We start from the raw sequence: 25,201 nt of genomic DNA, 5'->3' as shown, positions 1-25,201 counted from the left end.
CCCCCTAAAATGTCGCTTTGCAGGCGACCACTTCCGGTCTGTTTTTCATTATGATTATACATGATAAACCGAGAGGAGAATTACAATGAAAGCTGGCTTAAAGGAGATTGTGTTCCTGCTTGACCGCAGCGGGTCAATGGCAGGACTTGAACAGGAAACAATCGAAGGCTTTAATTCACTTATAAAAAAGCAAACGGAACGGGAAGGCGAAACGAATGTTACAGCCGTTCTATTTGATGATCAATATGAGGTTCTCTGGAATGGAGAAGACGCAAAGGAGGTATCACTGTCAAAAGAAAATTACGATGTACGGGGATGTACCGCATTGCTGGATGCGATTGGCAAGGCGATTTTGGAAGTGGGAAGCAGGCTTCAGCATACTGAGGAAAATCAGAGACCGGATAAGGTCATGTTCGTCATCACTACGGATGGCATGGAGAATGCCAGCAGAGAATTTACTCATGACAAGGTCAAAGATCTGATTACCCATCAGCGTGAAAAATACAATTGGGAGTTTCTATTTTTAGGAGCGAATATCGATGCGTTTCATGAAGCAAATCTTCTTGGAGTCCAGCAAGATATGGTTCATGAGTTTACAGCATCAGCGGCTGGAATAGAAGCGATGTATTCCAGCGTGCAAGAATCGATCAACAAAATCGTGGAATAGAACAAGGGGGATTAAGATGAATTTTTTGGATTATAAACTTGAGATGGGTGAAACGTTGAACCCCATAACAGATGGAGATAATAAGAAAATGGTCATTTTGGACAGAGATGAAGATACTATTCATGCTGTCCTGGAATTAGGCGAGGAAAATAATTTAATCATTCATCCTCAATGGAGAATTACAATTGAAGTAGCAGGGGATAAACATTTGCGCTTCTCTACACAACTTGCGCAATTTAAAAGGTATAAAGAAAGATAGGGAGCATCCATATGGTTTACTCCCCCTCCAAATGGGAACTAGAGAGATAGAGCAATTACACAAGGAGGAACCTGAAATGAGCAAAACCATCTTCATCACAGGCGCAGGAACCGGACTGGGCAGAGGCGCAGCACTCGGTCTCGCAAAAAAAGGCCATCGCGTCATCGCAGCAACGGAAATCACCGCCCAGAAAACAGATTTGATGCAGGAAGCACAGAGACAGGGTCTCGATATGGAAGTTTTTAAACTGGATATCACCAATGAACGGGACCGGACTCAGATCGAGAAATACGATATTGATGTATTTGTCGCGAATGCGGCAATCAACGAAGGCGGTCCGCTAGCGGAGGTTCCGATGGACCGGTTCCGCGCCCTTTTTGAGGTGAACGTGTTCGCAACGCTTGAAACGGTGCAGCTTGCTGCCCGGAAGATGGTTCAAAAAGGCAGCGGTAAAATCGTGTTTATGAGTTCAATGGCTGGTATTTCCGCAACTCCGTATGTCGGACCTTATACCGCCACAAAACACGCAATTGAAGGAATCGCCCAGACAATGCAGGCTGAGCTGAAAGAATTCGGCGTGCAAGTAGCAACCATTAATCCGGGAGCCTATGGTACAGGCTTTAACGACCGGAGTGCAGAAGAAAAATGGAAATGGTTCGATGAAGAAAAGCATTTTACAAAGAAGGCAGACATGATCAAGCAGGCAGAAGGATTAAAAGACCAGTTTGATCCGCAGGACATGATTGAAAAAATGATCGAAATCATCCCAGCAGACCACCACAAATTCCGTACCGTTCACCCGGAAGAAACAGAGAAACAGCTGAAGGAAACGGAGCAGGAACGGTGGAAAATGGAGATATGATACAGCTTTGTGTCATGAAAAAGACGGACCCTCGAAAATAGAGGTCCGTCTTTTTTCAGCAGTCCGTAATGATTCTAATCTTTCGGAAGAATCCCTTCAGAAATGAGCACTTGCTCAAGGGCATCCACAATCGGCTCCCTGTAATGGCGGTTCGTTAAGCTCTTTATTTCTTTCATTGCATCAACGGGATTCAAGCCTTTTCTGTATACCCGGTCAGAGGTCATGGCATCGTATGTGTCTGCAATGGCAATGATTTGGGCTTCGGTTGAGATTTGGTCTCCTTTTAGCCCGTATGGATATCCAGATCCATCGAGCCTTTCGTGATGGTGAAGGATAATGTTGCTAATATGATCATAGTATGTGGATTTTACCATTTGGGCTCCATCATAAGAGTGCTTTTTTAAAATTTCAAATTCTTTCGGAGTGAGTTTATCGGGCTTGTTCAGTATTTCTTCGGGAACATGTATTTTTCCAACGTCATGGAAAAGCGAGGCATAATATAAGTTTTCAAGCTGATCCTTCGTAAGCTGAAGGTGCTTGGCAATTTGGACAGAGCACGTTTGAACGCGGGCACTGTGCTGATAAGTATATGAGTCCTTTTCTTCTACCTGTTTAACAATTTTCGTAAGCTCTTCAATATTTTTGCTCATGTAATGAAAAACAGGCTGAGTAATAAACCAAAGCATTCTCATTTCGGTTTCCGCTTTAAAATAGGTGGCTTCTTTTAATTGATGCAGATAAAAGTAGTCACCGGACTTCAAATTTTCTCCCGAATCTTTACATACACAATGACCGGATAGGATATAAAAGAACTCCATCAATTCCGGTGTGTCACCAGGATGCACATAAAAGGTCTTCCCCTCAAGGATGGTTTGCAAAATGACCTCAGCACCGTCTCCCTTAGCAAGCAAACTGTACTCAGAGCTGATATCTGTTACTTTTTCTAAAAAATCACCTTGAAAACCGAGATGAAGACCCTTCATGTACATTTGCCTCCGTTCTTAGTGGCAGACCTTAATCGGATCAATCCAGACTAAACGGCCTCCCAATTCAACCAAAGTCCACGAAGCTTCAGCTTGAATGCCTTTTTCTGCTGCTTTTTGAATCATGTCGTTCGACATTTTAAGAGTCGTATCATATAAGTCTGTTATTAATTTATCAAGATCGCGTGTGAATTTTTCAGTGCGGTCGTTGTATTTTTCTGCTTTTTTGTCCAGTCTTTCTTTCAGCTTGGCCATTTTTTCGTCCAGTTTCTTTTTCTCTTTTCCTTCTTCAGGAGCTAAAAGAGAAAGAGCGTCTAATTCTTCTTTAAGAGAAGCCATTTTGGCGCTGATTTTAGCTGTTTCTGCTTCCAGTTTACCATTAAGTGCAGCTAATTCCTTCTGAATTTTTTCGATTTTAACAGAATCGTTTGTTTTGGATAAATCGCTTTCAAGCTTGCCCGCTTGTTCTTTCAGCTTTACCACCGTGTCGCCTTCTTCTAATTTCTGAATATCGGCTAAATAAGCTGCTTCAAGTGCGTCCGCTTCGATGACCGCTTTCGCAATTTTCGCTTCAATGTCTGTGTTCGTTTTCTCGATAGAGGCCATTACTTTATCAACATCGGCAGAGCTGGTGGCTGCAAGTGCGCTTGTTCCAAAAGACGCTGACAGCATTACAGAAATTGAGATGACTAGAGCTTTTTTTAACATGTTTTTTCCCTCCGTTTTTTGATCCCTTAAGGCCTTTCAAGAGGTATTTAAGAGGCAGTGACAGATGGAGACTCATGCAGCATGCTCAAATGGTGTAAAGGGAATTTGCTCCGAATGCTTTGCATCCTAATTCTTTCATTGAATGAGCCCAGCAGGAAATATGATTCAAAAACTAGTATAAACTATCTAGTAGTATTTGACTATCAATAATTGCTTTATAAAGAACGATAATCTAAGAAAATTCAATATATTGAAAATATGTGTTTCTTTATGTCGAATATAGGGTATATATATCATTTCTTTTTTCAGACCTTGAAAAACGGCTTGTATTCTAGTGAAGAGGACAAATTAATCAAAGTGGAGGGCTGGCCATATTCCATAGCGGCATCAATGAAATCCTCCAATGTATGAACAGATTCAGTGACGACTTTTACTAGATAGCTGAACTGTCCGGCAAGCCTGTGGCATTCCATCACCTCAGGATGACCGCTGCAGAATTCGCGGAAGGCTTTGCATCTTTTTGAATCAAATAAAATAAAAGCCGTGACGTATTTATTGATTTTTTCGGGGTTAATCACAGCTCTGTAGGCGGTAATGACGCCTTTATCTTCAAGCTTTTTAACCCTTTCCTTCACAGCCGGTACGGACAAATTGATCCGATTGCCGAGCTCCGTCATGGAAATGCGGGCATCCTCCTGAAGATGAAAAATAATTTTCTGATCCAATGCATCCATTCAAAGAGACCCTCCTTAAAATATAAATCTGTGAATGATAAAGAACGTAAAAAATGAAGTTTTTTTCTATCAATACCTCATAAACTGTATGTTAAATGATTCCAATTCGAAATACAATAAAAGGGCAAACAGATAGGAGGGGATGAGCTGTTGGATAGACATACTCCGCTGCTGATCATAGATGTTCAGAAAGCCTTCGATGACCCAAGCTGGGGACCAAATGACCCTAGTTAATCTGCACGAAGAATTTGCGGAAATCCGGACGACGGAAAAAGTATTGAGAAGAGAGAGGAGCTTGAAAGATGGCGCTTGAAATGAGAACGAATTGTGAGAGATGCGAACATACACTTGATGCGCATTCCACCGCTTATATATGTACCCATGAATGTACGTTTTGCGAAGATTGTACCGAAGAAATGCACGGGGTTTGCCAGAACTGCGGGGGAGAACTGGTGAAGCGCCCAAGAGCGGGCGGAGCTTGCCCGATTAGCCGGTCTTAATATTAGCAACTTCCTGATCCATCCCTTTTCTAATTGAATTGGGATGGATCTTTCGGTTAACTGGTCCGTCATTATATACAAATATGGCTGTTTTTCTTTAGCCAAACGCGCTCATAGGCATCAGTGTAGCGTTCTTTCCAGTGCTGTTTGTACCACTTTATGTGTTCAGGAGGGACTTGTTCACCAATGATTGGCCGGTTAAAACCGTTGCCCATTTGGATATTTTGATAGGAGGTTTTTTCCAGCCATGCTCTTAACAGCTCCATTATATCCCCGGCAGACCGGTTATCTGCAAACTCCATACTGTCCAATACGAGCAAGTCTCTATCTTCGCTTAGCCAAATCCATGATTGAGCCAGTAATTTTGATTTTTTTTCGAAGAGTAAAAAGCCGCTTTCCGGGTTCAATAGCCCTTCCATCATGGATGCTTCCCCGCTTCCATTTAATCGCTGGCAGCAAATGGTCAAATGGCCCAAAATAACCTGTTTCTGATCATTAGGGTCCAAAACATACGCACTTCCATGGATGGAATCTACTCTTTCTTGCTTTAAACTGCACGTAAACGGTGTCACGAAAGAAGCTGGGTATTTTTCTTTACAACGCTCCCATTCTCTCTCTTTTCGGTTGAAAGCGAGGTATTCTTTCTGTTTAGATAAACTGCCTTCCCGCGGAAAATCCGGTTCCTCCCAATAGGCGATTCCATCATGAACGGTTTCATTCTTTGTTTTCCCTGTCTTCGATAGTACCCACTGCTCCAATTCAGGATTCTCAAAAGGGTATTTGCAGGCAATGCCAGCGGCAAAGCTGTGTAAATTTCGTTTTTTCTGCTTCATATGCAGGATTACAGATGGCAAGCGGTCTCTGAAAATAAGGCCGTATGTGATCCGATCATAAATAGAAGGGATGTCATTTTTGAGGGATAAGGCGAAGCGCATACTGCGGACATGAAAGGTCCGAATAAGCATAGGGACATTCAGTTCATCAATCATCTCAACTAAATAGATCAATATTTTCGGGACTTGATTGAACTTACATTGAAAGCCCGTATACATTTTCCAGATGGCCAAAGCGGTGTGAAAGTCATTAAATTGCTTCTTGTATTCATCATCATCCCGGCTTAATTTCTCCAGAACATTCACTAAATCTTTTGGGATGTTAAATTGAAACAACAGTTGAAAAAGTGGGTATTTTTTTTCGTATGCTTTCTCTATTTCATCGCGGCTGAAAGCCCTGAAATGATCGGTGATTTCCTCATCAGTCTCTCTGCTGTCAAAAAAATAAGAGGGTTCGGATTCTTGAGAGGACACGTTAAATAACCCCTTTCTTATTTCTAACATTTTATTGATCAAAGGGTTATGACGTGTCACTCAATTCACAAACTAGACTGATGAACACAAAAAGAAGGAAATAGACAGACAATCCGGTAGAATTCTTGTTTGAATAATGAGCTGTATAGAACCTGCCTGTAAAATTGATATAGAAAGTACGTGAGTCTATAATAATCATTAGACATTATCTAGGAGTGACCCCATGAAGGAAGCCTATTACGACCACATCATGAATGTGAAAACGGAAAGATACCAAAAAGAAATCCTGCAAGCGGTGCATTATCATTATCACCGCTATGAGCCGACTCCCTATCGCGCGCTCGACGCCTTATTTGAATATTATAAGCTTGAGAGCGGCGATCACGTGGTCGATTTCGGCTGCGGAATGGGACGGTTGATTTTCTATATCCATTATCATTTCAATGCCTCGGTTACCGGAATTGAAATGAACGAAGGGTTGTATGAATCCGCTCTGGAAAACCTGGATCGCTACGGAAAAAAAACCAAAAAGAACAAAGATAAAATACAATTCCAATGCTGCCTGGCAGAGGAATATTCCATTACAGATCAAGATAACCGGTTTTACTTCTTCAATCCGTTTTCCATCCAAGTGTTCATCAAAATCGTTAACAACATTCTGCTTTCAGTAGAAAAAGAACCTCGGGAAACGGAACTGGTTTTGTATTATCCATCCGAAGAATACATCCTTTTTTTAGAAAACCAGACAGCCTTTGAGCTGAAAGAAGAAGTCTATGTACCGGAGCTTTATGACATTAACCCCGCAGAGAAGTTTATGATTTATCGGCTTTCTTATTAAGGGAAATTGAATTTCTTATCTGGAGTTGATGAAATGGAAGCGCAAGTTCAAAGGGATTTTGACAATCTGGAATCGGCAGACAAAGAAATTCAATATGCAGCTTTTAAAAATATATTAGCTGTAACAGAAAAAGAAGTGAACTGGGCATATGAAGTGTGGGATCAGTTTCTACAGGACCTAAACGATCGAGATCATCACAAAAGATCACGTGCAGCACAATTTCTTTCTCATCTGGCAATCAGTGATCCGGACAAAAGAATGCTTAATGATTTTCCCCGTTTATGGGAAGTAACGAGAGACCCCAAGTTTGTCACGGCTAGACATTGCTTGCAATTCATCTGGAGAGTAGGTTTGGCTGGAGATGAGCAGCAAGAAATGCTGATTCATCATCTCGCTAATCGTTTTACGCACTGCTCAGATGAAAAAAATCATACGTTAATTCGATTTGATCTGATTCAAGGCCTCAGAAACTTATATGATCAGGTTAAGAATGAAGAAATAAAACAAATAGCGCTTGGTTTAATAGAGGTAGAAGAAGACAGCAAATATCGCAAGAAATATGCAGCTGTATGGCGGAATACATAATAGCAAATAGAAATTCGTCTCTATTTCCTAAGAAGCTGACCGATGAAAGAAGAGTATTATAAGAAGATAGGAATTGATTTTAAATTATCCATCTGAAGAGTCATTTTTCATAAAAAACTTACCATCCTATTTGCTGTAGGAAGAAGTCTATATACCGTAGCTTGTGATAGTAATCCAGCAGAGAAGTTTATAACATACCGTCTGTCATAATAAAGAGAACCAGGCTATGGAAGTGAAGAATCATTCCATAACCTGGTTTTTATTTTTACAATAAACGACAATTGGTAGTCGAAATGATATATGATAAAAGTAACTAAACTTAGAATGCTGGAGTGAAATACATTGGCTTATACGGTCCCTGAAACGATCCGTTCTTCTGCCACAGCTGGTGAAAGACTATTGTTTACGACATTAAAAAATTTTCTTCCGGATGATTATATTGTCTACTATGAGCCTGAGATTCATGGAAGGCATCCTGATTTTGTGATTATCGGGCCTGATCTTGGATTAGTGGTTCTTGAGGTGAAGGATTATACGCAAAATACAATTTTTCAGGTAAATACAGATACATGGACCATTGTGAACGGCAAAGGCCAGCAGGCAGCCGTTAAAAGTCCGATTAAGCAGGCAAGAGATTACATGTTTCATATTACGAATGCCCTTCAAAAGGATAAGAATTTAATTCAAACGGAGGGGCCCTATCGATTTAAATTAAAATTCCCTTCTGGATATGGTGCCGTTTTTACAAGGCTGAAGCAGGATTTTTTCGTGAGGGAAGGGCTTTATTCCGTTTGCGATCCAAATCTGGTGTTAACAAGAGACGAAATCGATCCGGATAAAGAGGAATTCTCAGAAGAAAATCTGATTGAAAAAATCATGGGGATGTTTGTCGTTCCATTCCGCTTAAAGGAACCTCTTACAAAAGAAGAGATTGATGCAATTCGGTATCATTTGTTTCCGGAAGTGCGAATCAGTGCCGAGTTCAAGCCTCCTGTTCCTTATCAGGATCAGCTTCTGCTGTCCCTGCATGAAATCAAAACGATGGATTTGCATCAGGAAAATCTGGCGAGGCAGATCGGAGACAAAAATCGCCTGATACGCGGAGTTGCGGGGAGCGGTAAAACGTTAATTTTATCTGCCAGAGCGAAATATCTATCGAAACAGCACCCGGAGTGGAAAATTCTAGTGTTATGCTACAACATCTCGCTGGCTCAGGAAATCCGGCATATGATTCGGATGAAAATGAATGAACCGGATAGTTTGTTTGATTTTGACCCGATCAATGCGGCAAATGACGGTGATTTGAAGAATATCCAGGTCTATAATTTTCACGCATGGCTGAAGCAGGAAATGAAAATCAGTGAAAAGCAGATTCCTATATTTGTTCAGAAGCTCGCTTCAGGAGAAGCCATTCTTCCAAAATATGATGCCATTCTCATCGATGAAGGACAGGATTTTGAACCGGAATGGCTCTCGCTTGCTAGCTCCGTTTTAAATCCTGATACACAAATGCTCCTGCTCGTGGAAGACCGCGTCCAAAACATTTATTCACGTAAACGTTCCTATGTACAAGATACAGGACTAAGCTTTCAAGGCCGGTCGAAAATCCTTTCTATAAACTATCGGAATACAGCGCAAATCGTAAAATTTGCCTGGGACTTTTACAGAAATCACTCTGCTATGAAGAATAAAGTGGTTAAAGGCTCCATCGAAGGAGAAGAAATTATTTCACCTCAAAGTACGAGAAGAAGAGGGCCGGAGCCAGCAATCTTGAAAGGCAAAAACCTGAAAGAGGAAATGGGTTTCGCCATAAAGCTAATGAAGAGGCTTCATGCTGAAAAGGGCGTTCCGTACTCTGAAATGCTGATCCTTTATAGAGTAAAACGAACGTATAATCAAAACATCATTGAAACCATCCAAAAGGAATTAAAGGCTGCCGGTATCCCGAATTTCTGGCTGACGGAAAACGCAGACAGCAAACGGGGCTATGAGAAAAATCAGGAAAAGGTTGTCATCAGCACAATTGACAGCAGCAAAGGGCTGGATTTTCAGGCTGTCTTCATCGTGAATGCCGAAAACATGCCTTTTGCATTGGAGGCGAATAAGGAAAGAGAGGTATCTCTTCTTTATATCGGAATGACGAGATCAAAGGACTATTTATTTATCTCTTATTCTGGAGAGTCGGAATTCACAAATTACTTCGATAAAATAAAGGATAATCGGTTGAAGCTGAAAGAGAAGTTGGGTTCGGTTTAAGCAGAAGGATATTTCTTTTCGAATGGAGAAGTTAAACCTATTAAAGGGGGTTTTGTCCATTGAAACAGGCACTGCTAGTCATCGACACTCAAGCTGAACTGGTTGAAGGAAATGAAAATGAACAACCTGTTTACAACAAAGAGAGGCTGTTAAGCACTATTAATACCCTCATCGAAAAAGCACAGCAGTCAGACATCGAGGTTATTTTCATCCGTGATTTGGATGTGGCAGGAGGGAAAAGTCCTGGGTTTGATATTCACCCGGCCATTCATGTTCCGGAAAATTCCGTTATTTTTGACAAGCGGGCGACCAATTCTTTTTACGGTACACCTTTACTAGGGTATTTGAGAGAAAAAGAGATTCAGCATCTTGTCATCATGGGATGCCAAACGGAGTATTGCATTGATACCGCGGTCCGGACGGCAACGGTATCGGGGTTTGATGTGACGCTTGTTAAGGACGGGCACTCCACAACGGATTCACCTGTTTTACCTGCTGAACAGATCATCCAGCATCATAATAAAACGCTGCACGGGCATTACAATGTGGACAATTTTTCGATTGTCCGGGAAGCAAGTGAAGAGGTTTTTAGTCCGATGCATGATGGGTATCGAGCCGAGGCATGATGGAGGAGGCCAGGAGAGACGATCCGTTTCTCCTGGCTTTTTTTTACTTGGAGAGGAAGTTTTGAACAGCCGCTAAAAATTCTGGCAGGTTATCATCATGGACAAAGTGCCCGGCAGCTTCAATTGTTACTAGTTCGCAATTCTGAATAAGCCCGGATACTTCCTTCAATTTGTCTTGAGGAATGTGACTGGCTCCGCCGCCGATGATCAGAGCAGGAGCAGAAATATCAGGAAGGCGAGCCCACCATTTCGGATCAGGCTCGTTCAGCTGCTGCATAATAGAAGGCACCACAGGCCAATCGAATGGAAGCGGATCTGAAGGTTCTGAGGGAATATCCAATGGTTTATCCGGAAATGGAGGCGGTGTGTCTTCAACGATTAACCGTTCTACTCTCGAAGGAAAGGTTTCCGAAAAAAGATAGGATACTGTCCCGCCCATGGAATGCCCCAATAATGTAAAGGTCTCTAAATTCATCGCATCTGCAAAATGAAGCAGGTCCTCGCACATCTTTTCAAACGTGTATTGACCAGGTCTTGCGCTCCCGCCGTGCCCCCTTTGATCAAGGGCTAAAACGCGGTATTTTTCCCCCAGCACCGCCGCCGCATGATCCCAAGATTCCCCACTCATCCCAAGTGCATGAAGCGCAACAATCGGCGGGGCAGAAGCTTCCCCTGTTTCCCGATATTGAAAGGGGAGTCCGTTCAATTCGAGCTGGTTTACGCGTGTTTTCATCTTCAGTCATCTCCTTGGCAGGTTCCTGATTAGGAAGATAATTTGCTCTGAAAAACAACATCTATAAAATGGAACAGCATGTTATATTCATAATAAAAAGAATTTACAGAAAAATAAAGGGGTTAATTTAATGAACAAGGAGAAAAGCTCTATTAGCAGAAAAGTGGAGGTTTGATGATGAACATTTATCTACAGCCTTTAAGTGCAGAAGATGCAGAACCTATTTTGAGAATGGAACAAAGAAACAGAGAGTTTTTCAGCCAGTTTGCACCTGACAGAGACGATCAATATTATACGCTGGAAGGGCAAATAAGCAGAATGAAGAAATTCGAGGAAAACCGGGAAAAGGATTCAGGATATTCTTTTGGGATCTACCTGGACCAATCAAAAAAATTAATTCGACAAATTGGCTTTTTTAAAGTAGAAAGAGGCCCAGCCCAAAAGGCAATGATCGGTTATTCCTTAGATCAGGACCATAACGGAAAAGGGTACATGACAGAGGCCGTTCAGTTAATCGTCGACTTTGGCTTCAATGAATTGAATCTGCATCGAATAGAGGCGGAAGTCATGCCACACAACAAAGGCTCAATCCGCATTTTGGAGAAATCAGGCTTTCACAAAGAGGGAATTTCAAAGAAAAACGTCATGATCAACGGTAATTGGGAGGATCATCAGGTTTTGGCCATCATTAATGAGAGTTATAGAGCTAAATAGTGTTTAGAAACGTCTCGACAAGCCAATATAGAGCTCCAATCAGAAAGAAAACGGTCAGATGAGAATGGTTATCGGCTATTTTTCGGAGATATCGACTATTTTTCAAAGATATCGACTATTTTTTAGATATATCGTCTATTTTTCGAATATATCGACCATTATTTTTATATATCGACTTTTCGGGGGGATTCGACACGGACTCCAGCCTTCTAACCAGATTATGGAGAAGAAGGTAGAACTGGAGGCTGTGCTCTGAAGCATAGCCTCCTTACCTCAATACAACCGAAAACACACACCCGCCTGAATCGCTCTCCTTCAGCACCAAATCCCCGCCCAAAGCCTTCGCAAGCATTTTGCTGAACGGCAATCCAAGTCCGAGCCCGCGTACCTTCAGTTTTTTCTTTTCACCCCGGAAAAAGCGTTCGAAGATATACGGCTGCTCACTTTCGGGTATACCTGGTCCGTTGTCAGCAACTTCAATCCGGTCTTCAAATAAAGACACCGTAATTAGTCCTTTTCCGTCCATTGCCTGGCTGGAATTGTTCAATAGGTTGATGAGAATCTGCTGAAGTCTTAGTGGGTCGGTCTCGAGTGTAATGATTTTTTCTGGTGTATACACTACATACTTAACCTCGTTTTGCTGGGTAACGCTCCATTGCCTGACAATATTATGAATAAGTTCGTTCATATTGCATGTCTCCGGATGAAGGGTAAAGGCGCCGGCGGATAGGGAGTTAAAGTCCAGCAGGTCCGCGATCATCGTTTGGAGCCGATGGATTTCTTTTAGCGAAATGTCCAGAAATTCCTGGCGTTCTTCGCCGGTGACGATTCCGTCTCTCACAGCCTGGACGAGTCCGCTGATGGAGGTGACGGGTGTTTTTAAATCATGGGTAACGCCTGCGAGCAGCTCGGCTCTCAGTTTTTCAAGCTGAGTCAGCCTCTGCGTCATCTCTTCAAAAGAGGTTACGAGGTCGTAGATTTCCTGTTCCCTCACGTCAGAGTTCAGCTTGATATCGTATTGCCCTTCTTTGATTTCAGCCGCAGCGAGGGCTACCTCCTGGATCGGCTTCAGGATCCGTTTGGAGAGAATATAGATGACGAGCCAGCCTAGGAGTCCAAGGCCAATAAGTAAAATGGCGATTAGGCGGTATTCCTGATTGACGTCTGCCAGCTGGTCTTCTGTCTGCATGACGACAACCCAGCCTTTTTGCACCGAATCAATGACAATAGGCTCTTTAATGGTGTAAACGGACGTTCCGTTAATCTTTAATTTTTGAACGGTTTCATTATTGGAAAAAATGTTTGCAGAAAGCTTCAGCTTTTCAGGTCCCATCTCGGGTCCCGGACCCCTATGCGGTCCTCTTACCAGCACGCCTTTCTTATTCGTAATGAAAATTTGCGGGGGACGGCCCATATCCAACACCCGGGACCGCTGATCTATCCGCCGGTCAAAGTCTTCAAAAGTATTTTGGCCGCCAGCTGTCTCGGCCGATTCAGCTGCTAAATATTCAAGCAAATTCAGCCGGTTATCAATGGTCGTCTGGCGGATCCACCAGAAGGAGCCGATACCTAAAATGAGAAGACCGATACAAAGGGAGAAGAGGTACCGGGTCGTCCAATATATTAATAATGTTGTCCGTTTTTTATTTTTCGTAAACACTGAACTGATACCCCAATCCTCTGAGCGTTCTGATCTCACCGTAGGCGGATGACCAATTAATGAGCGCCTGGCGGATCCGCTTCACCGCAAGGTCCACGGCCCGGTCGCTTCCTTCATAGTCCATGCCCCATACATGTTCAATTAATTCTTCTCTAGTAAAGGTCCGGTTCGGCCGCTCTGCAAGGAAGATGAGCAGCGAGAGATCCTTCGGAGTCAGGATCACGGATTCGCCATCAATGGTCACAAGATGGGAATCAAAGTGAATGCTTAAATTCCCGATTTGCTTCCGATTATCGGATTCCAGGATTTTTGAAGAACGGCGCAGTACAGCGTTCACCCTGGCAATGACTTCTTCACCGATAAACGGCTTTGAAATGTAATCATCCGCGCCTTGATTGAGTCCTTTTAATTTATAATCAATGTCTCCGAGCGCCGTCAGCATAATGACTGGACAGGCACTTACTTTTCTGATTTCCTGTAAAACCTCCCAGCCCTCCATACCCGGAAGCATCACATCCAGCAGGACAAGGTCAGGGGATTTTTCTTGGAAAACAGCTACCGCATCATTCCCGTCAAAGGCTTGGAGCACTTCATATCCTTCGTGTTTTAAATAAACACTCAACACTCTTGAAATAGTTTCCTCATCTTCTGCTACTAAAATGGTTTTATTCATGACCGCTCCTCCTGTTACCTTCACTATACAAGAAAACTCCCTGGCTATAAATACCAAGGAGTTTCGCTTGTATCTTTTTTAGATGCCCATTCCTTGAGGAGCAGCGTCCGGTCCGTCTTGATCGGGTGTGCCTACAGGACCGCCTTCTCCTGGTCCGCCATGTCCGCGGCCGCCGCCATTATGACCGCCGTGCCCTTTGCCATGATCCGGTCCGAATCCGCCTAAACCTAAACCGAATCCGTCTTTATCCAGCAATTCGTTCAGCTTGTCTGGATTTTTCGTTTTGATTTCTTCTAATAAATCACGAGTCGTTTTATCCGCAGTCGAAATGTTCAGCTCTTTTGCAAGCTTCGCAATTTTTTTATCCATCACTTCGGAAGCGATTTGTTGAACGGTTTTGCCATCCACTGTGATTCCGTATTGTTTCGCATCCGCTTTTACTTTTGCTATGCGGACTTCCTGAGCAAGGTCGCGGATGTCTTTACCGCTCGTTGATATGCCCAGTTCTTTTGCTTCTTTGTTAACGGCTGCCGTGAAAACTTCCTGCTGGATGGTTTGCTGATCCTTGCCGCTTATTGAAACGCCAAGCTCTTTTGCTTTTTTGTTCAGAGCTGCTGTCATTACATCCTGTCTAAGTGTTTGCTCATCTTTATTGTCAGCAGATACGCCGAGTTCTTTTGCTTTTTTCTTCAGCTGGGCAAGCTCGATCTCATTATGAAGGGTTTGCTCATCCTTGTTCGCTGTAGAAAGACCAAGCGCTTTTGCCTGTTTTTGAAGCTTCGCCAAGTGAACTTCCTGCGCCAGTGTTTCAAGATCTTTGCCGGCTGTTTTTATACCAAGCTCCTTCGCTTCTTTATTTACAGCTGCGGTCCTGATTTCCTTCATGATTTCCGGAGCTGTTTTACCCGTTGTACTGATGCCGAGTGACTTCGCTTGAGCCAGCAGCTCGTCTGTATTTCCGCCGAAGAATCCTTTAGGACCATGTCCTTTATGTCCGAATCCCTTTCCGCCGAAATCCTGCTTAGCCGTGCTTGCATCGGCCGCCGCTGTAGTTTTTGTATTTGCATCACTTGCTGCGAAAGCTGAAGATGCTGCATAGCCTCCAAGTAAAACCGTTCCTGCAACCGCAAAGCTTATAGCTGATTTTTTCATTTGTATTTCCTCCTAAGTATGGGCGTTTTAAGGTTGTTTGCCTTGCTGAACCTTATACTCATACTTTACTGGGCGAATGTGTCAGGTAAATGTCAGGGGTAAGGCTTATTAAAGTTTTTCTAGGAATTTCAGTCAGTGTTTGGAAGGATTTGAAGTCAGGAAGATGTCAGAGCTTAAGTTGCGGGTGGAGAAATGCAAAGAATCCATATAAAAGACGAACGAACTTTGTTATGATTATTAATGTATACGCTTACATAAACCTTCATAAAAATTTTAACAAAGGAGGATACAAGCAGATTTAATGATATTATTATATCTTTCGTAGAAAATGTCCCAACGCAAAGGGGCAAAGGCAAGAAAATATGGTACAACAGACAAAAAAGATTGTTTATAGGGGGAGTTTTCAGCATGATGAACTATTTGCAAAGAATTGGCCGTTCCTTAATGCTTCCGGTTGCGGTATTGCCGGCAGCGGCTATATTAATGGGGATTGGCTATTGGATGGATCCAACGGGATGGGGGGCGTCGATTCCGGCTGCCGCTTTTCTGATAAAAGCGGGTTCTTCCATTATTGATAATATGGGAATTTTGTTCGCGGTGGGAGTAGCCTTAGGGATGGCGAAGGAACGGGATGGTTCCGCTGCATTAAGCGGACTCGTTGCCTTTCTCGTCATCACCACTTTGCTGTCATCGGACACAGTCGCCATGCTTCAGGGAATAGATGCGGCGAAAGTGAATCCGGCCTTTGGAAAAATAGAGAACCAGTTTATCGGAATTCTATCAGGTATTATCGCTTCCATTATGTATAACCGCTTCAGCCATGTGAAGCTTGTGGATGCGCTGGCCTTCTTTAGCGGAAAACGTCTTGTGCCGATTATGTCGGCAGTCGCTATGCTTATCGTTTCAGGCATCCTGCTATTTGTTTGGCCGGTTGTATTCTCAGGACTTGTTTCCTTCGGGGAAGGAATCAGTAAGCTAGGATTCGTGGGTGCAGGTCTTTATGGATTTTTCAATCGGTTATTAATTCCTACTGGTCTTCACCACGCACTTAATTCAGTTTTCTGGTTTGACGTGGCGGGAATCAACGATATCGGTAATTTCTGGTCCGGCAAGGGAACTAAAGGTGTAACGGGAATGTATCAAGCGGGCTTCTTCCCGGTTATGATGTTCGGTCTTCCTGCAGCAGCGCTTGCCATGTACCACACAGCAAAAACAAAGAATAAAAAGCAAGTCGCTTCCCTGATGCTTGCTGCAGGTGTGGCATCCTTCTTTACGGGAGTAACCGAGCCATTGGAATTCGCCTTCATGTTTGTGGCGCCGCTATTGTTTGTTGCCCATGCAGTTTTAACGGGATTATCACTTGCAGTTGCGGCTTTCTTCCACTGGACGGCAGGCTTCGGTTTCAGTGCCGGATTCATAGACTTTTTCTTAAGCTCAAGACTTCCTTTAGCAAACAGTCCATACATGCTCATTGTTCAAGGACTGGTCTTCGCCGTACTTTACTACTTCTTGTTCCGTTTTCTGATTGTGAAATTCAACTTGATGACACCTGGAAGAGAAGAAGATGATGCAGCAAAATTAGATGAAGGACTCGTAGTAAACGAAGCAGCACCTGCAGCAGACGCGGATACAGAAAACAAATTCACCCTTATGGCTGCCAGAATCTACGAAGGCCTTGGCGGAGACAACAACGTCACATCCATCGACAACTGCGTCACCCGTCTCCGGATTGAAGTAAAAGACATGAACGCCGTCGATCAGCAAAAAATCAAAGCAACCGGTGTACCGGGAATCAACATCGTCGGCGCCAACAGCATTCAGGTTATTGTAGGAACGAATGTACAGTTTGTGGCAGATGAGATGGTGAAGATACGGAAATGATGTTTTAGGAAAGGGGTGTATGCTCCTTTCTTTTTTTATTTATAATGGAAGATCTAACAGGAAGGAGCATTCACATGTTAAACGATTTTCCTCCAAAATTAGGAAAGCCCGCACAGCGCGCACTGGCAGGTGCAGGGTACGTTCGTCTTGAACAGCTGACAGAGGTTAGCGAGAAAGAACTTTTAAAGCTGCATGGAATGGGACCGAAAGCGATTGGGCAGCTTCGGGAAGCTCTGCAGGAAAAAGGGTTGTCGTTCCGTAAGTAAATCGCCCTCTCTAAAATAGAGGGATAAACACCAAGAAGAAAGAATACATACCTATGTAAAAGATATTTGGGGCAGCGGCAATCTGTCCCATTTTGGAGTGTGAAAAATGAGCGAATCGATTATCAGCGTAAATAGCCTCGTCAAGAAATACGGGGACTTCACGGCTGTGAATGGAATCAAGTTTGAAGTGAAAAAGGGTGAAGTATTTGGTGTGCTCGGCCCGAATGGAGCAGGGAAGACGACGACACTTGAGATGCTTGTCGGACTCCGTAAGCCGGACGGTGGATCAGCGGATATCGGCGGATTTGATGTAGTACGGGATTTAAATAAAGTGAAGGAAGTCATTGGTGTTCAGCTTCAGTCGACGACCTTGTTTGAGCTGTTAACGATTGAGGAGATTTTGGTATTGTATGCAAGTTTTTATAAAAAGCACATTCCCATCCATCCGCTCATTGAGGATATGCTGCTGACGGACAAAACGAAAAGCAGGATTAAAAGCTTATCCGGCGGACAGAAGCAGAGGCTTGCCATTGCGCTTGCTCTTGTCCATGATCCGTGGATTATTTTTCTCGACGAGCCGACAACGGGTCTTGATCCGCAGGCAAGAAGAACACTGTGGGACATCATCTTTAAGCTGAAGGAAAAAGGGAAAACGGTGGTTTTGACGACGCATTATATGGATGAAGCCCATGTACTTTGCGACCGGATTGCGATTATGGATCAGGGGAATCTGATTGCGCTGGATACACCGGCTGAGCTTGTAAGGAGCCTTCATTCGGAAAATGCTGTTGAATTCCGTTTTGAAGAGGAAGGGGCCGAACTGGACCTTACTCAAATAGAAGGAGTGAAGCAGGTTGGCAGTCAAAAGGACGCAACCATTTTGTATACGGATAATCTGCAGGCAACCTTAACGAGTCTCATCCAGACAGCCGCCGATCAAGGCTTGAAGCTCGCAGATTTGCAGATCCGGACGGCAACGCTCGAGGACGTCTTTATCCATATGACCGGAAGGAGTTTGAGGGAAGCATGAAGGCATATTGGCAATTGACGTTAACCCAGCTGCGGATTTTTATCCGGAACCGCCAGGTCTTATTTTGGACGCTTGCGTTTCCGATTTTTCTTATGGTCATGCTCGGATCCTTTCTTGGCGGCGGCAGCAGCATGTCCGTCACGGTTGGCGTTGTAGATGAGGATCAATCCGCGGAGTCTAAGGCGTTTGTAGAGGCACTAAAGAAAAATCAGGCCATGGAGCTGGAAAAGGAATCGAATGAAGACAAGGCATTCAGCGCCGTGAAAAAAGGAGACCTGCAAATCGCAATTGTGATTCCAAAGGATTATGCAGAAAAGCTCGGCAAGGGTGCTCCATTTAAGATGCCGGTATACTATGATGAAACAAATGCGGCCGCATCCCAAATCGGGCTTCAGCTCGTTAACGGAGCGGTTGATCAAATCAGCAAGGAGCAGGTCAATTACAAGCCGGTCGTTGTGACAGAAGCAAAAGGAATCGAAACGCTCAACCTGAAATACATCGACTTCCTCGTACCTGGAATTGTTGCGATGATGATCATGAGCAACAATATGAACGGGGTCGCCGGTCAGATTGCGGCGTGGAGAGAACGCGGTATTTTGAGAAGGATGCAGGGGACGACGCTTAAGGCATCAACCTTTATTGCCGCTCAAATTACTGCCCGCCTCATGCTGAACGGCTTGCAGGCACTGCTTGTCCTCATCATCGCCCAGCTGATTTTCGGAGTGGACGTGCGAGGCTCATGGCTGACGCTTGTTGGCTTTGTTATTTTAGGAACACTTGCCTTTATGGCAATCGGATTTATTATCGCAGGAATTGCGAAAACACCGGAAAGCGCCGCGCCAATCGCAGGCTTCCTTTCCTTCCCGATGCTTTTCCTGGGCGGCGTCTTTTTCCCCATCAAAGACATGCCCGATTTCCTGCAGCCGATCGTGTACGTTCTCCCGATTTCCCATTTAAGCCATGCACTGAGGGAAGTCATGAACGTCGGAACATCACTAATGACGCTTGGTACGGAAGCTCTGATTCTTGCATGCTGGGTAGCAGGGGCTTTTATCATCGCGAGCTTTACGTTTAAATGGGAGTAAGGAAAAGGAATAGATAGGTAGAGGTGATTTCTATGGGAATCTGCAATCTCGATCATTCAAGTGAAGACGTCCTGAAGAAGCTTATGCAGCAGCAGGAACACCTGCCGCAGAAAACGGCGATGGACACCGAGAGTTTTTTGCAGAACGAGCAGCCGCAGGAAACATTGAATGAAGTCTTTCATTTATTGAAAAAATACGATCTTGCTTCTGTGGAAGAGCGGGAGGAACGAAATGACCGGCTGAACGCGCTGGTTGCTGCCAGAACAGAATCCTGAGGGGTTCTGTTTTTTTCTATTGAAAAATCAAAACTTGCTGAATACGCTGCTTTGGTCGGCACAGAAGGTCTGCAACATTGCTCGAGGAACATAGCCTGAAAGATAACTAGCTATGAATTTCCCGTTTCCCCGCCAACTTTCAAGGGTAGAGTACAAGACACGATATTTACATACTTATCCAAAGGGGTGGCAAAACAAGGTGAGCAATCGCAAGGATGAACAGCTGGAACAGTACCGGGTCGACGATGAGGGAAAAAAACTGACGACGAATCAGGGGTTAAAGGTTTCTGAGGATGAGTTTTCGCTTAAGGCAGGAGAACGGGGACCAACGCTGCTGGAGGATTTTCATTTTCGTGAAAAAATGACCCACTTTGACCATGAGCGGATTCCGGAGCGGATTGTGCATGCGCGCGGCTTTGCAGCGCATGGGGAGTTTGAAGTTTACGAGTCTATGAAGGAGTATACGAGAGCTGGATTTTTACAGGATCCTTCTGTGAAAACCCCTGTTTTTGTCCGCTTTTCAACGGTTGCCGGGTCACGCGGTTCTGCTGAAACGGTTCGTGATGCCCGCGGCTTTGCGACGAAGTTTTACACGGAGGAAGGAAACTACGACTTAGTTGGAAACAACATCCCGGTGTTTTTTATTCAGGATGCAATCAAGTTTCCGGATTTAGTTCATGCGGTAAAACCGGAGCCTCATAACGAAATTCCTCAGGCTGCATCGGCTCACGATACATTCTGGGATTTCGTTGCGAACAATCAGGAAGCGGCGCATATGGTGATGTGGACGATGTCCGATCGGGCGATCCCGAGAAGTCTGCGCATGATGGAGGGGTTCGGTGTCCATACATTCCGCTTTGTGAATGAAGAAGGAAAAGCGAGGTTTGTGAAATTTCACTGGAAACCGGTTCTCGGCACGCATTCCCTCGTCTGGGATGAAGCGCAGAAGATCAACGGGAATGATCCGGATTTCCACCGCCGGGATTTATATGACTCGATTGAAAACGGAGACTTTCCGGAGTATGAGCTTGGGGTTCAAATGATTGAAGAAGAGGACGAGTTCAAATTTGACTTTGATCTGCTGGATCCAACGAAGCTTTGGCCTGAAGAGGATATTCCTGTGAAACTGATTGGGAAAATGACGTTGAACCGCAATGTGGACAATGTGTTCGCGGAAACAGAGCAGGTTGCCTTCCATCCGGGATCGGTTGTACCGGGGATCGATTTTTCCAATGATCCGCTTCTGCAGGGACGCCTGTTTTCCTATACAGATACACAGCTGATCCGCCTTGGCGGTCCGAACTTCCATGAGCTGCCGATCAACCGTCCTGTATGCCCGTTCTTTAACAATCAGCGTGACGGCTACGGAAGACATACGATCAACCGCGGCCAGGTCGCGTACCATAAAAACTCGCTTGCTGCGAATACACCGTCTCCGGCCAGTGCCGAAGAGGGCGGATACGTTCATTACCAGGAAAGAGTGGAAGGATATAAGATTCGCGCGCGCAGTGACAGCTTTAAGGATCATTTTTCCCAGGCAACGCTATTCTGGAACAGCATGAGCCAGCCTGAAAAAGAGCATATTATTGACGCATTCAGCTTCGAGCTTGGAAAGGTGAAGAGCGAATCCGTACAGCAGCAGGTTGTCGATATGTTCGCCAATGTCAGCCTGGAGCTCGCCCAAGGGTTTGCTGAAGCAATAGGCGTAACGTCGCCGCAGCAGGGCGGTTCGAACGTAACGAAATCTTCTCCTGCACTAAGCCAGGAAAAAACGAAAAAAAGTCCGGAAACCCGGAAAGTCGGTGTGATTTTGGACGATGGCTTTAACGGACCGGAAGTCAGCTCAGTTCTTGATAGCCTGAAAGCAAAAGGCATCCAGCCGGAAATCATCAGCAGCAAGCTTGGCAAGCTGAAGGGCACAGATGGAAGCGAGCAAAAAGTGGACCACACCTTCCTTACTTGCGATTCTGTACTGTTCGATGCGATTTACGCTGTTGGCGGCAAGGAAGCGAGCAAACGATTCCACCGCGATGCATCGGCATTCCTGCAGGAAGCCTTTATGCACTATAAACCGATTGGGGCGACCCATGAGGGCGAGAAGTGGCTTGAGGCGAATGAGATGAAGAACAGTCCAGGCGTAGTGAGCGGGAATAGCAGTGAAAAGTTTGCTTCGGCGTTTATCGATGCGATTACTGAACACCGTCATTGGGATCGGGAAATAATTTAAGAAAGATCGGTAGCGGCGGCCTTCCAATGGGAGGCCGCTGTTTTTGTGGGTACCTTCGTCGTGGGTGGTAGTCGAACTATGTCGAAAAATCGATATATCGAAATAATCGTCGATATAATCCCAAAATCGTCGATATACTTTTATTTTAGTCGATATATCAAAAAAATCGCCGATATATCGCCAGAATAGCCGATAAATGCTTCAGCCGGTCTGCCAAACTCCCGCTGCGTACCTCTTTTCGATAAAAAAATCGCCGATTTCAATAATATATCAAGATTTTCGATAATATACTTCCCTCCAACCTATTTTGACAGCGCTATCATTCGTAAAATATAATTCTATTAAACCCGAAACCGAAAGGACTGACTGAAATGTCCGCACAAACCGGTCAAAACACCTTAGAATTCGCCAAGCACCTTGATGAACAAGATCCGCTGGCTCATTTTCGCCAGGAATTTTACATATCCCCAGATACAATCTATCTCGATGGCAACTCACTTGGACTGCTCTCTAAACGGTCCGAGCAGGCGGTCCACGATCTCCTGAATTCGTGGAAAACGCTCGGTATTGATGGCTGGACTGAGGGGGAGCATCCATGGTTTTACCTTCCGGAAAAGCTGGGCGAACAGATGGCTCCGCTCCTCGGTGCAGAAGCGGAGGAAGTCATCGTTACAGGCTCCACTACAGCGAACCTCCACCAGCTGATCGCAACGTTTTACAAGCCAAAAGGCACAAGAACGAAGATTGTGACCGATGAGATCACCTTCCCGACTGACATCTACGCTCTGCAAAGCCAGCTCCATCTAAAAGGATACGAGCCAAACGAGCACCTCATCAAGGTGAAAAGCCGCGATGGCCACACCTTGAATGAAGAGGATATCATCGCCGCGATGACGGAGGAGGTTGTCATAGTTATCCTGTCTGGTGTACAGTACCGGAGCGGACAGGTGCTGGATATGGAAAAACTGACAAAAGAAGCGCACAAACGCGGAATCCTTATCGGCTTCGATCTGTGCCATTCAGTCGGTTCCATCCCGCATCATCTTTCACAATGGAACGTCGATTTCGCATTTTGGTGCACCTATAAACACTTAAACGGCGGTCCCGGTGCAGTCGGCGCTCTTTATGTAAACAAGCGTCACTTCGGCACATTGCCAGGACTTGCCGGCTGGTTCAGTTCGGATAAATCGAAGCAGTTCGATATGGAGCATGAGCTGACTGCAGCACCGCATGCTGGAGCTTTTCAAATGGGGACTCCGCATATCCTGAGTATAGCGCCGCTGCTCGGTTCACTCTCCATTTTCAATGAAGCCGGCATGGAAAAAATCCGCGGGAAATCTTTAAAACTGACTCAATACATGATGGACCTGATGAGTCAGGAACTATCGGAGTATGGTTTTACGATTCGCAATCCAATCGATGATACGAGAGGCGGGCATCTTTTCATTGAGCACCCTGAAGCGGCAAGAATCTGCCGGGCGTTAAAAGAAGAGAAGATCATTCCCGATTTCCGCTCGCCAAATGGAATCCGCCTTGCACCCGTCGCTCTTTACAACTCTTTCGGGGATGTATGGCGGACCATTCAAAAGCTGAAGATCATCATGAAGGAAGAAACGTATAAAAAATTCGAAAACAAGCGCGGAGTGGTGGCCTAGATGACATGGATTGATATTTCACAGCCGCTGAACTCCAAAATCGGCCATTGGCCCGGTGATACTCCATTTTCCTATGAAACGGTTTATACAAAGGAACAGACCGGCTCTGTAAACATCGGGAAAATAACGACCAGCCTGCATAGTGGTACTCACGTGGACGCACCGTTTCACTTCGATGACCGCGGGCCGAAAATAAACGAGCTCGATATCAATCTGTTCATCGGCCCAGCGAGAGTCATCGATATGACGGATCAGCTCCAAATCAGCAGGGAAACACTATGCCGATATAACCTAGACGGAGTTACCCGCCTGCTAATCAAAACAGCCGTCCCGAACAAGCCGGAAATCTTTCCGGAAAAAATTGTGCCAATTGATCCCGACTGTGGCGACTATCTTAAAGAAAAGGAAATCTCACTGATCGGGGTAGACGTTCCATCCGTCGACCAGCTGGACAGCAAGGATATGGCGGCTCATCACGCTCTATATAAAAACGGTGTACATATTCTTGAAAACATCATGCTCGACGAGATCGAACCGGGTGATTATGACCTGATTGCGCTCCCCCTTCCAATTGAAGGAGCGGACGGGAGTCCAGTAAGGGCGGTCATTAAAAAAAGGGGGAGTGGCGAATGACGCAGCAGCCGGCCGATTCTGAAAAATCCATACATACCGATTTCAAAAACAGTATGACCTACGGGGAATATCTCCAGCTGGATAAAATTTTAGCCGGTCAGGCAAGGCTCTCTGATCATCATGATGAAATGCTGTTTATCATTATCCACCAGGTGAGTGAGCTTTGGATGAAGCTGATTCTCCATGAACTGGAATCTTCTATTGCCGCCATCGTTAAAGGAGATTTGCAGACGGCATTCAAACAACTGGCCAGGGTTTCAAAAACACAATCTCAAATCATTCAGGCATGGGACGTTCTATCCACACTGACGCCTTCCGAATACATGGAATTCAGGGATACGCTCGGTCAGGCTTCCGGATTTCAGTCCTATCAATACAGAATGATTGAGTTTGCGCTTGGATACAAAACGCCGCATGTCTTGAAAATTTATGAAAAGGACCAGGAGCTTCATGCACGTCTGGAAAAAGCATATAAAGAACCCGGTCTATATGACGTTTCCATCCAGGCACTTGCGAAAGCAGGCCTCCCTATCAGTCCGGATATTTTAAACAGAGACTGCACGAAGCCTTATAGGAAAGATGACTCCGTCCAGGCTGCATGGCTGACGGTTTATCGCAACACGGATCAATACTGGGATTTGTATCAGCTGGCGGAAAAGCTCGTTGATATTGAGGACTGGCTGCAGCAATGGAGGTTCCGTCACATGAAAACGGTGGAGCGGATTATCGGTTTTAAGCAGGGGACGGGCGGTTCTTCCGGAGTTAACTATCTGAAAAAAGTACTAGATCAGCAGTTCTTTCCCGAGCTATGGGATTTGAGGACGGAGATTTGAATAGAGGCACTCCTGATCATCGGGAGTGTCTCTTTTGGTAAGAAAATAGTCTTGTAGAT

At 44.7% G+C, this 25,201-nt stretch carries 26 protein-coding genes; 18 read left to right on the top strand and 8 right to left on the bottom strand.

The window, feature by feature from the left end; translation table 11 throughout:
- The first annotated feature begins 85 nt into the window (after positions 1 to 85).
- The 3 genes from AS29_RS13085 to AS29_RS13075 all read left to right on the top strand — a co-directional run bounded on the left by AS29_RS13085 (position 86) and on the right by AS29_RS13075 (position 1,788).
- Positions 86 to 667, top strand: coding sequence for a vWA domain-containing protein (locus tag AS29_RS13085; RefSeq protein WP_035407568.1), 582 nt, complete (start codon positions 86 to 88; stop codon positions 665 to 667).
- A gap of 16 nt (positions 668 to 683) precedes the next feature.
- Complete coding sequence (locus AS29_RS13080; protein WP_051860670.1) at positions 684 to 926, top strand: hypothetical protein; 243 nt, start codon at positions 684 to 686, stop codon at positions 924 to 926.
- A gap of 76 nt (positions 927 to 1,002) precedes the next feature.
- The gene (locus AS29_RS13075; RefSeq protein WP_035407565.1) at positions 1,003 to 1,788 is read left to right on the top strand and encodes an SDR family oxidoreductase; all 786 of its coding nucleotides are present in this window, start codon (positions 1,003 to 1,005) and stop codon (positions 1,786 to 1,788) included.
- A gap of 74 nt (positions 1,789 to 1,862) precedes the next feature.
- Here the strand turns inward: AS29_RS13075 and AS29_RS13070 are convergent, their stop codons facing one another.
- From AS29_RS13070 to AS29_RS13060, 3 genes are all read right to left on the bottom strand, one after another.
- A complete protein-coding gene (locus tag AS29_RS13070; protein WP_035407562.1) occupies positions 1,863 to 2,771 on the bottom strand; it encodes an HD-GYP domain-containing protein in 909 nt (302 codons plus the stop codon).
- Positions 2,772 to 2,789: 18 nt separating this feature from the next.
- The gene (locus AS29_RS13065; RefSeq protein WP_035407559.1) at positions 2,790 to 3,479 is read right to left on the bottom strand and encodes a hypothetical protein; all 690 of its coding nucleotides are present in this window, start codon (positions 3,477 to 3,479) and stop codon (positions 2,790 to 2,792) included.
- 305 nt (positions 3,480 to 3,784) lie between these two features.
- A complete protein-coding gene (locus tag AS29_RS13060; RefSeq protein WP_035407556.1) occupies positions 3,785 to 4,213 on the bottom strand; it encodes an Lrp/AsnC family transcriptional regulator in 429 nt (142 codons plus the stop codon).
- Positions 4,214 to 4,515: 302 nt separating this feature from the next.
- On the opposite strand from AS29_RS13060, the gene AS29_RS21075 reads away from it, so the two are divergent.
- Entirely contained in the window at positions 4,516 to 4,713 is a 198-nt protein-coding gene (locus AS29_RS21075) for a DUF1272 domain-containing protein (RefSeq protein ID WP_082883849.1), read from the top strand.
- Positions 4,714 to 4,784: 71 nt separating this feature from the next.
- Here the strand turns inward: AS29_RS21075 and AS29_RS13055 are convergent, their stop codons facing one another.
- Positions 4,785 to 6,020, bottom strand: a complete 1,236-nt coding sequence (locus AS29_RS13055; protein WP_035407553.1) for a hypothetical protein — start codon at positions 6,018 to 6,020, stop codon at positions 4,785 to 4,787.
- Positions 6,021 to 6,243: 223 nt separating this feature from the next.
- Here AS29_RS13055 and AS29_RS13050 point away from each other — a divergent pair, with 223 nt between their 5' ends.
- The 4 genes from AS29_RS13050 (at position 6,244) to AS29_RS13035 (ending at position 10,325) form a co-directional block, all read left to right on the top strand.
- Entirely contained in the window at positions 6,244 to 6,858 is a 615-nt protein-coding gene (locus AS29_RS13050) for an SAM-dependent methyltransferase (protein WP_035407551.1), read from the top strand.
- A 33-nt stretch (positions 6,859 to 6,891) separates the two neighbouring features.
- On the top strand, positions 6,892 to 7,443 hold the full coding sequence (locus AS29_RS13045; RefSeq protein WP_035407549.1) for a hypothetical protein: 552 nt from the start codon (positions 6,892 to 6,894) through the stop codon (positions 7,441 to 7,443).
- A 342-nt stretch (positions 7,444 to 7,785) separates the two neighbouring features.
- A complete protein-coding gene (locus AS29_RS13040; RefSeq protein WP_035407546.1) occupies positions 7,786 to 9,699 on the top strand; it encodes a 3'-5' exonuclease in 1,914 nt (637 codons plus the stop codon).
- Between the two features lie 59 nt (positions 9,700 to 9,758).
- Entirely contained in the window at positions 9,759 to 10,325 is a 567-nt protein-coding gene (locus AS29_RS13035) for a cysteine hydrolase family protein (protein WP_035407543.1), read from the top strand.
- Positions 10,326 to 10,368: 43 nt separating this feature from the next.
- Here AS29_RS13035 and AS29_RS13030 read toward each other — a convergent pair whose 3' ends face one another.
- Positions 10,369 to 11,058, bottom strand: a complete 690-nt coding sequence (locus tag AS29_RS13030) for an alpha/beta fold hydrolase (protein ID WP_035407541.1) — start codon at positions 11,056 to 11,058, stop codon at positions 10,369 to 10,371.
- A gap of 177 nt (positions 11,059 to 11,235) precedes the next feature.
- Here AS29_RS13030 and AS29_RS13025 point away from each other — a divergent pair, with 177 nt between their 5' ends.
- Positions 11,236 to 11,772, top strand: a complete 537-nt coding sequence (locus AS29_RS13025; protein WP_442854532.1) for a GNAT family N-acetyltransferase — start codon at positions 11,236 to 11,238, stop codon at positions 11,770 to 11,772.
- A 268-nt stretch (positions 11,773 to 12,040) separates the two neighbouring features.
- On the opposite strand, the gene AS29_RS13020 is transcribed toward AS29_RS13025, so the two are convergent.
- From AS29_RS13020 to AS29_RS13010, 3 genes are all read right to left on the bottom strand, one after another.
- Positions 12,041 to 13,432, bottom strand: a complete 1,392-nt coding sequence (locus tag AS29_RS13020) for a HAMP domain-containing sensor histidine kinase (protein ID WP_035407537.1) — start codon at positions 13,430 to 13,432, stop codon at positions 12,041 to 12,043.
- Positions 13,416 to 14,105, bottom strand: a complete 690-nt coding sequence (locus tag AS29_RS13015; RefSeq protein ID WP_035407533.1) for a response regulator transcription factor — start codon at positions 14,103 to 14,105, stop codon at positions 13,416 to 13,418. Before AS29_RS13015 ends, AS29_RS13020 begins: the two co-directional genes overlap by 17 nt.
- 78 nt (positions 14,106 to 14,183) lie before the next feature.
- A complete protein-coding gene (locus tag AS29_RS13010; protein ID WP_035407530.1) occupies positions 14,184 to 15,257 on the bottom strand; it encodes a hypothetical protein in 1,074 nt (357 codons plus the stop codon).
- Between the two features lie 408 nt (positions 15,258 to 15,665).
- On the opposite strand from AS29_RS13010, the gene nagE reads away from it, so the two are divergent.
- The 9 genes from nagE to kynA all read left to right on the top strand — a co-directional run bounded on the left by nagE (position 15,666) and on the right by kynA (position 25,142).
- The gene (gene nagE, locus AS29_RS13005) at positions 15,666 to 17,138 is read left to right on the top strand and encodes an N-acetylglucosamine-specific PTS transporter subunit IIBC (RefSeq protein ID WP_035407526.1); all 1,473 of its coding nucleotides are present in this window, start codon (positions 15,666 to 15,668) and stop codon (positions 17,136 to 17,138) included.
- Positions 17,139 to 17,212: 74 nt separating this feature from the next.
- Entirely contained in the window at positions 17,213 to 17,404 is a 192-nt protein-coding gene (locus tag AS29_RS13000; RefSeq protein WP_035407523.1) for a DNA-binding protein, read from the top strand.
- Positions 17,405 to 17,510: 106 nt separating this feature from the next.
- Positions 17,511 to 18,434, top strand: a complete 924-nt coding sequence (locus AS29_RS12995) for an ABC transporter ATP-binding protein (protein WP_035407520.1) — start codon at positions 17,511 to 17,513, stop codon at positions 18,432 to 18,434.
- On the top strand, positions 18,431 to 19,519 hold the full coding sequence (locus AS29_RS12990; protein ID WP_035407517.1) for an ABC transporter permease: 1,089 nt from the start codon (positions 18,431 to 18,433) through the stop codon (positions 19,517 to 19,519). The genes AS29_RS12995 and AS29_RS12990 overlap by 4 nt, the downstream gene beginning before the upstream one ends.
- A 32-nt stretch (positions 19,520 to 19,551) precedes the next feature.
- Positions 19,552 to 19,794, top strand: coding sequence for a hypothetical protein (locus tag AS29_RS12985; RefSeq protein WP_035407514.1), 243 nt, complete (start codon positions 19,552 to 19,554; stop codon positions 19,792 to 19,794).
- Positions 19,795 to 19,993: 199 nt separating this feature from the next.
- Positions 19,994 to 22,021 carry a catalase gene (locus AS29_RS12980; protein ID WP_035407511.1) on the top strand — a complete coding sequence of 676 codons (2,028 nt, stop codon included), beginning with the start codon at positions 19,994 to 19,996 and terminating at the stop codon, positions 22,019 to 22,021.
- Positions 22,022 to 22,392: 371 nt separating this feature from the next.
- A complete protein-coding gene (gene kynU / locus AS29_RS12975) occupies positions 22,393 to 23,676 on the top strand; it encodes a kynureninase (protein WP_035407508.1) in 1,284 nt (427 codons plus the stop codon).
- Positions 23,677 to 24,309, top strand: coding sequence for an arylformamidase (gene kynB, locus AS29_RS12970; RefSeq protein WP_035407505.1), 633 nt, complete (start codon positions 23,677 to 23,679; stop codon positions 24,307 to 24,309).
- The gene (kynA, locus tag AS29_RS12965) at positions 24,306 to 25,142 is read left to right on the top strand and encodes a tryptophan 2,3-dioxygenase (protein WP_035407502.1); all 837 of its coding nucleotides are present in this window, start codon (positions 24,306 to 24,308) and stop codon (positions 25,140 to 25,142) included. The genes kynB and kynA overlap by 4 nt, the downstream gene beginning before the upstream one ends.
- Positions 25,143 to 25,201 lie beyond the last annotated feature (59 nt).

It is taken from the genome of Bacillus sp. SJS (assembly GCF_000732485.2).
Classification (GTDB): Bacteria; Bacillota; Bacilli; order Bacillales; family Bacillaceae; genus Metabacillus_B; species Metabacillus_B sediminis.
This window is presented reverse-complemented; position numbering and strand designations above follow the sequence as displayed.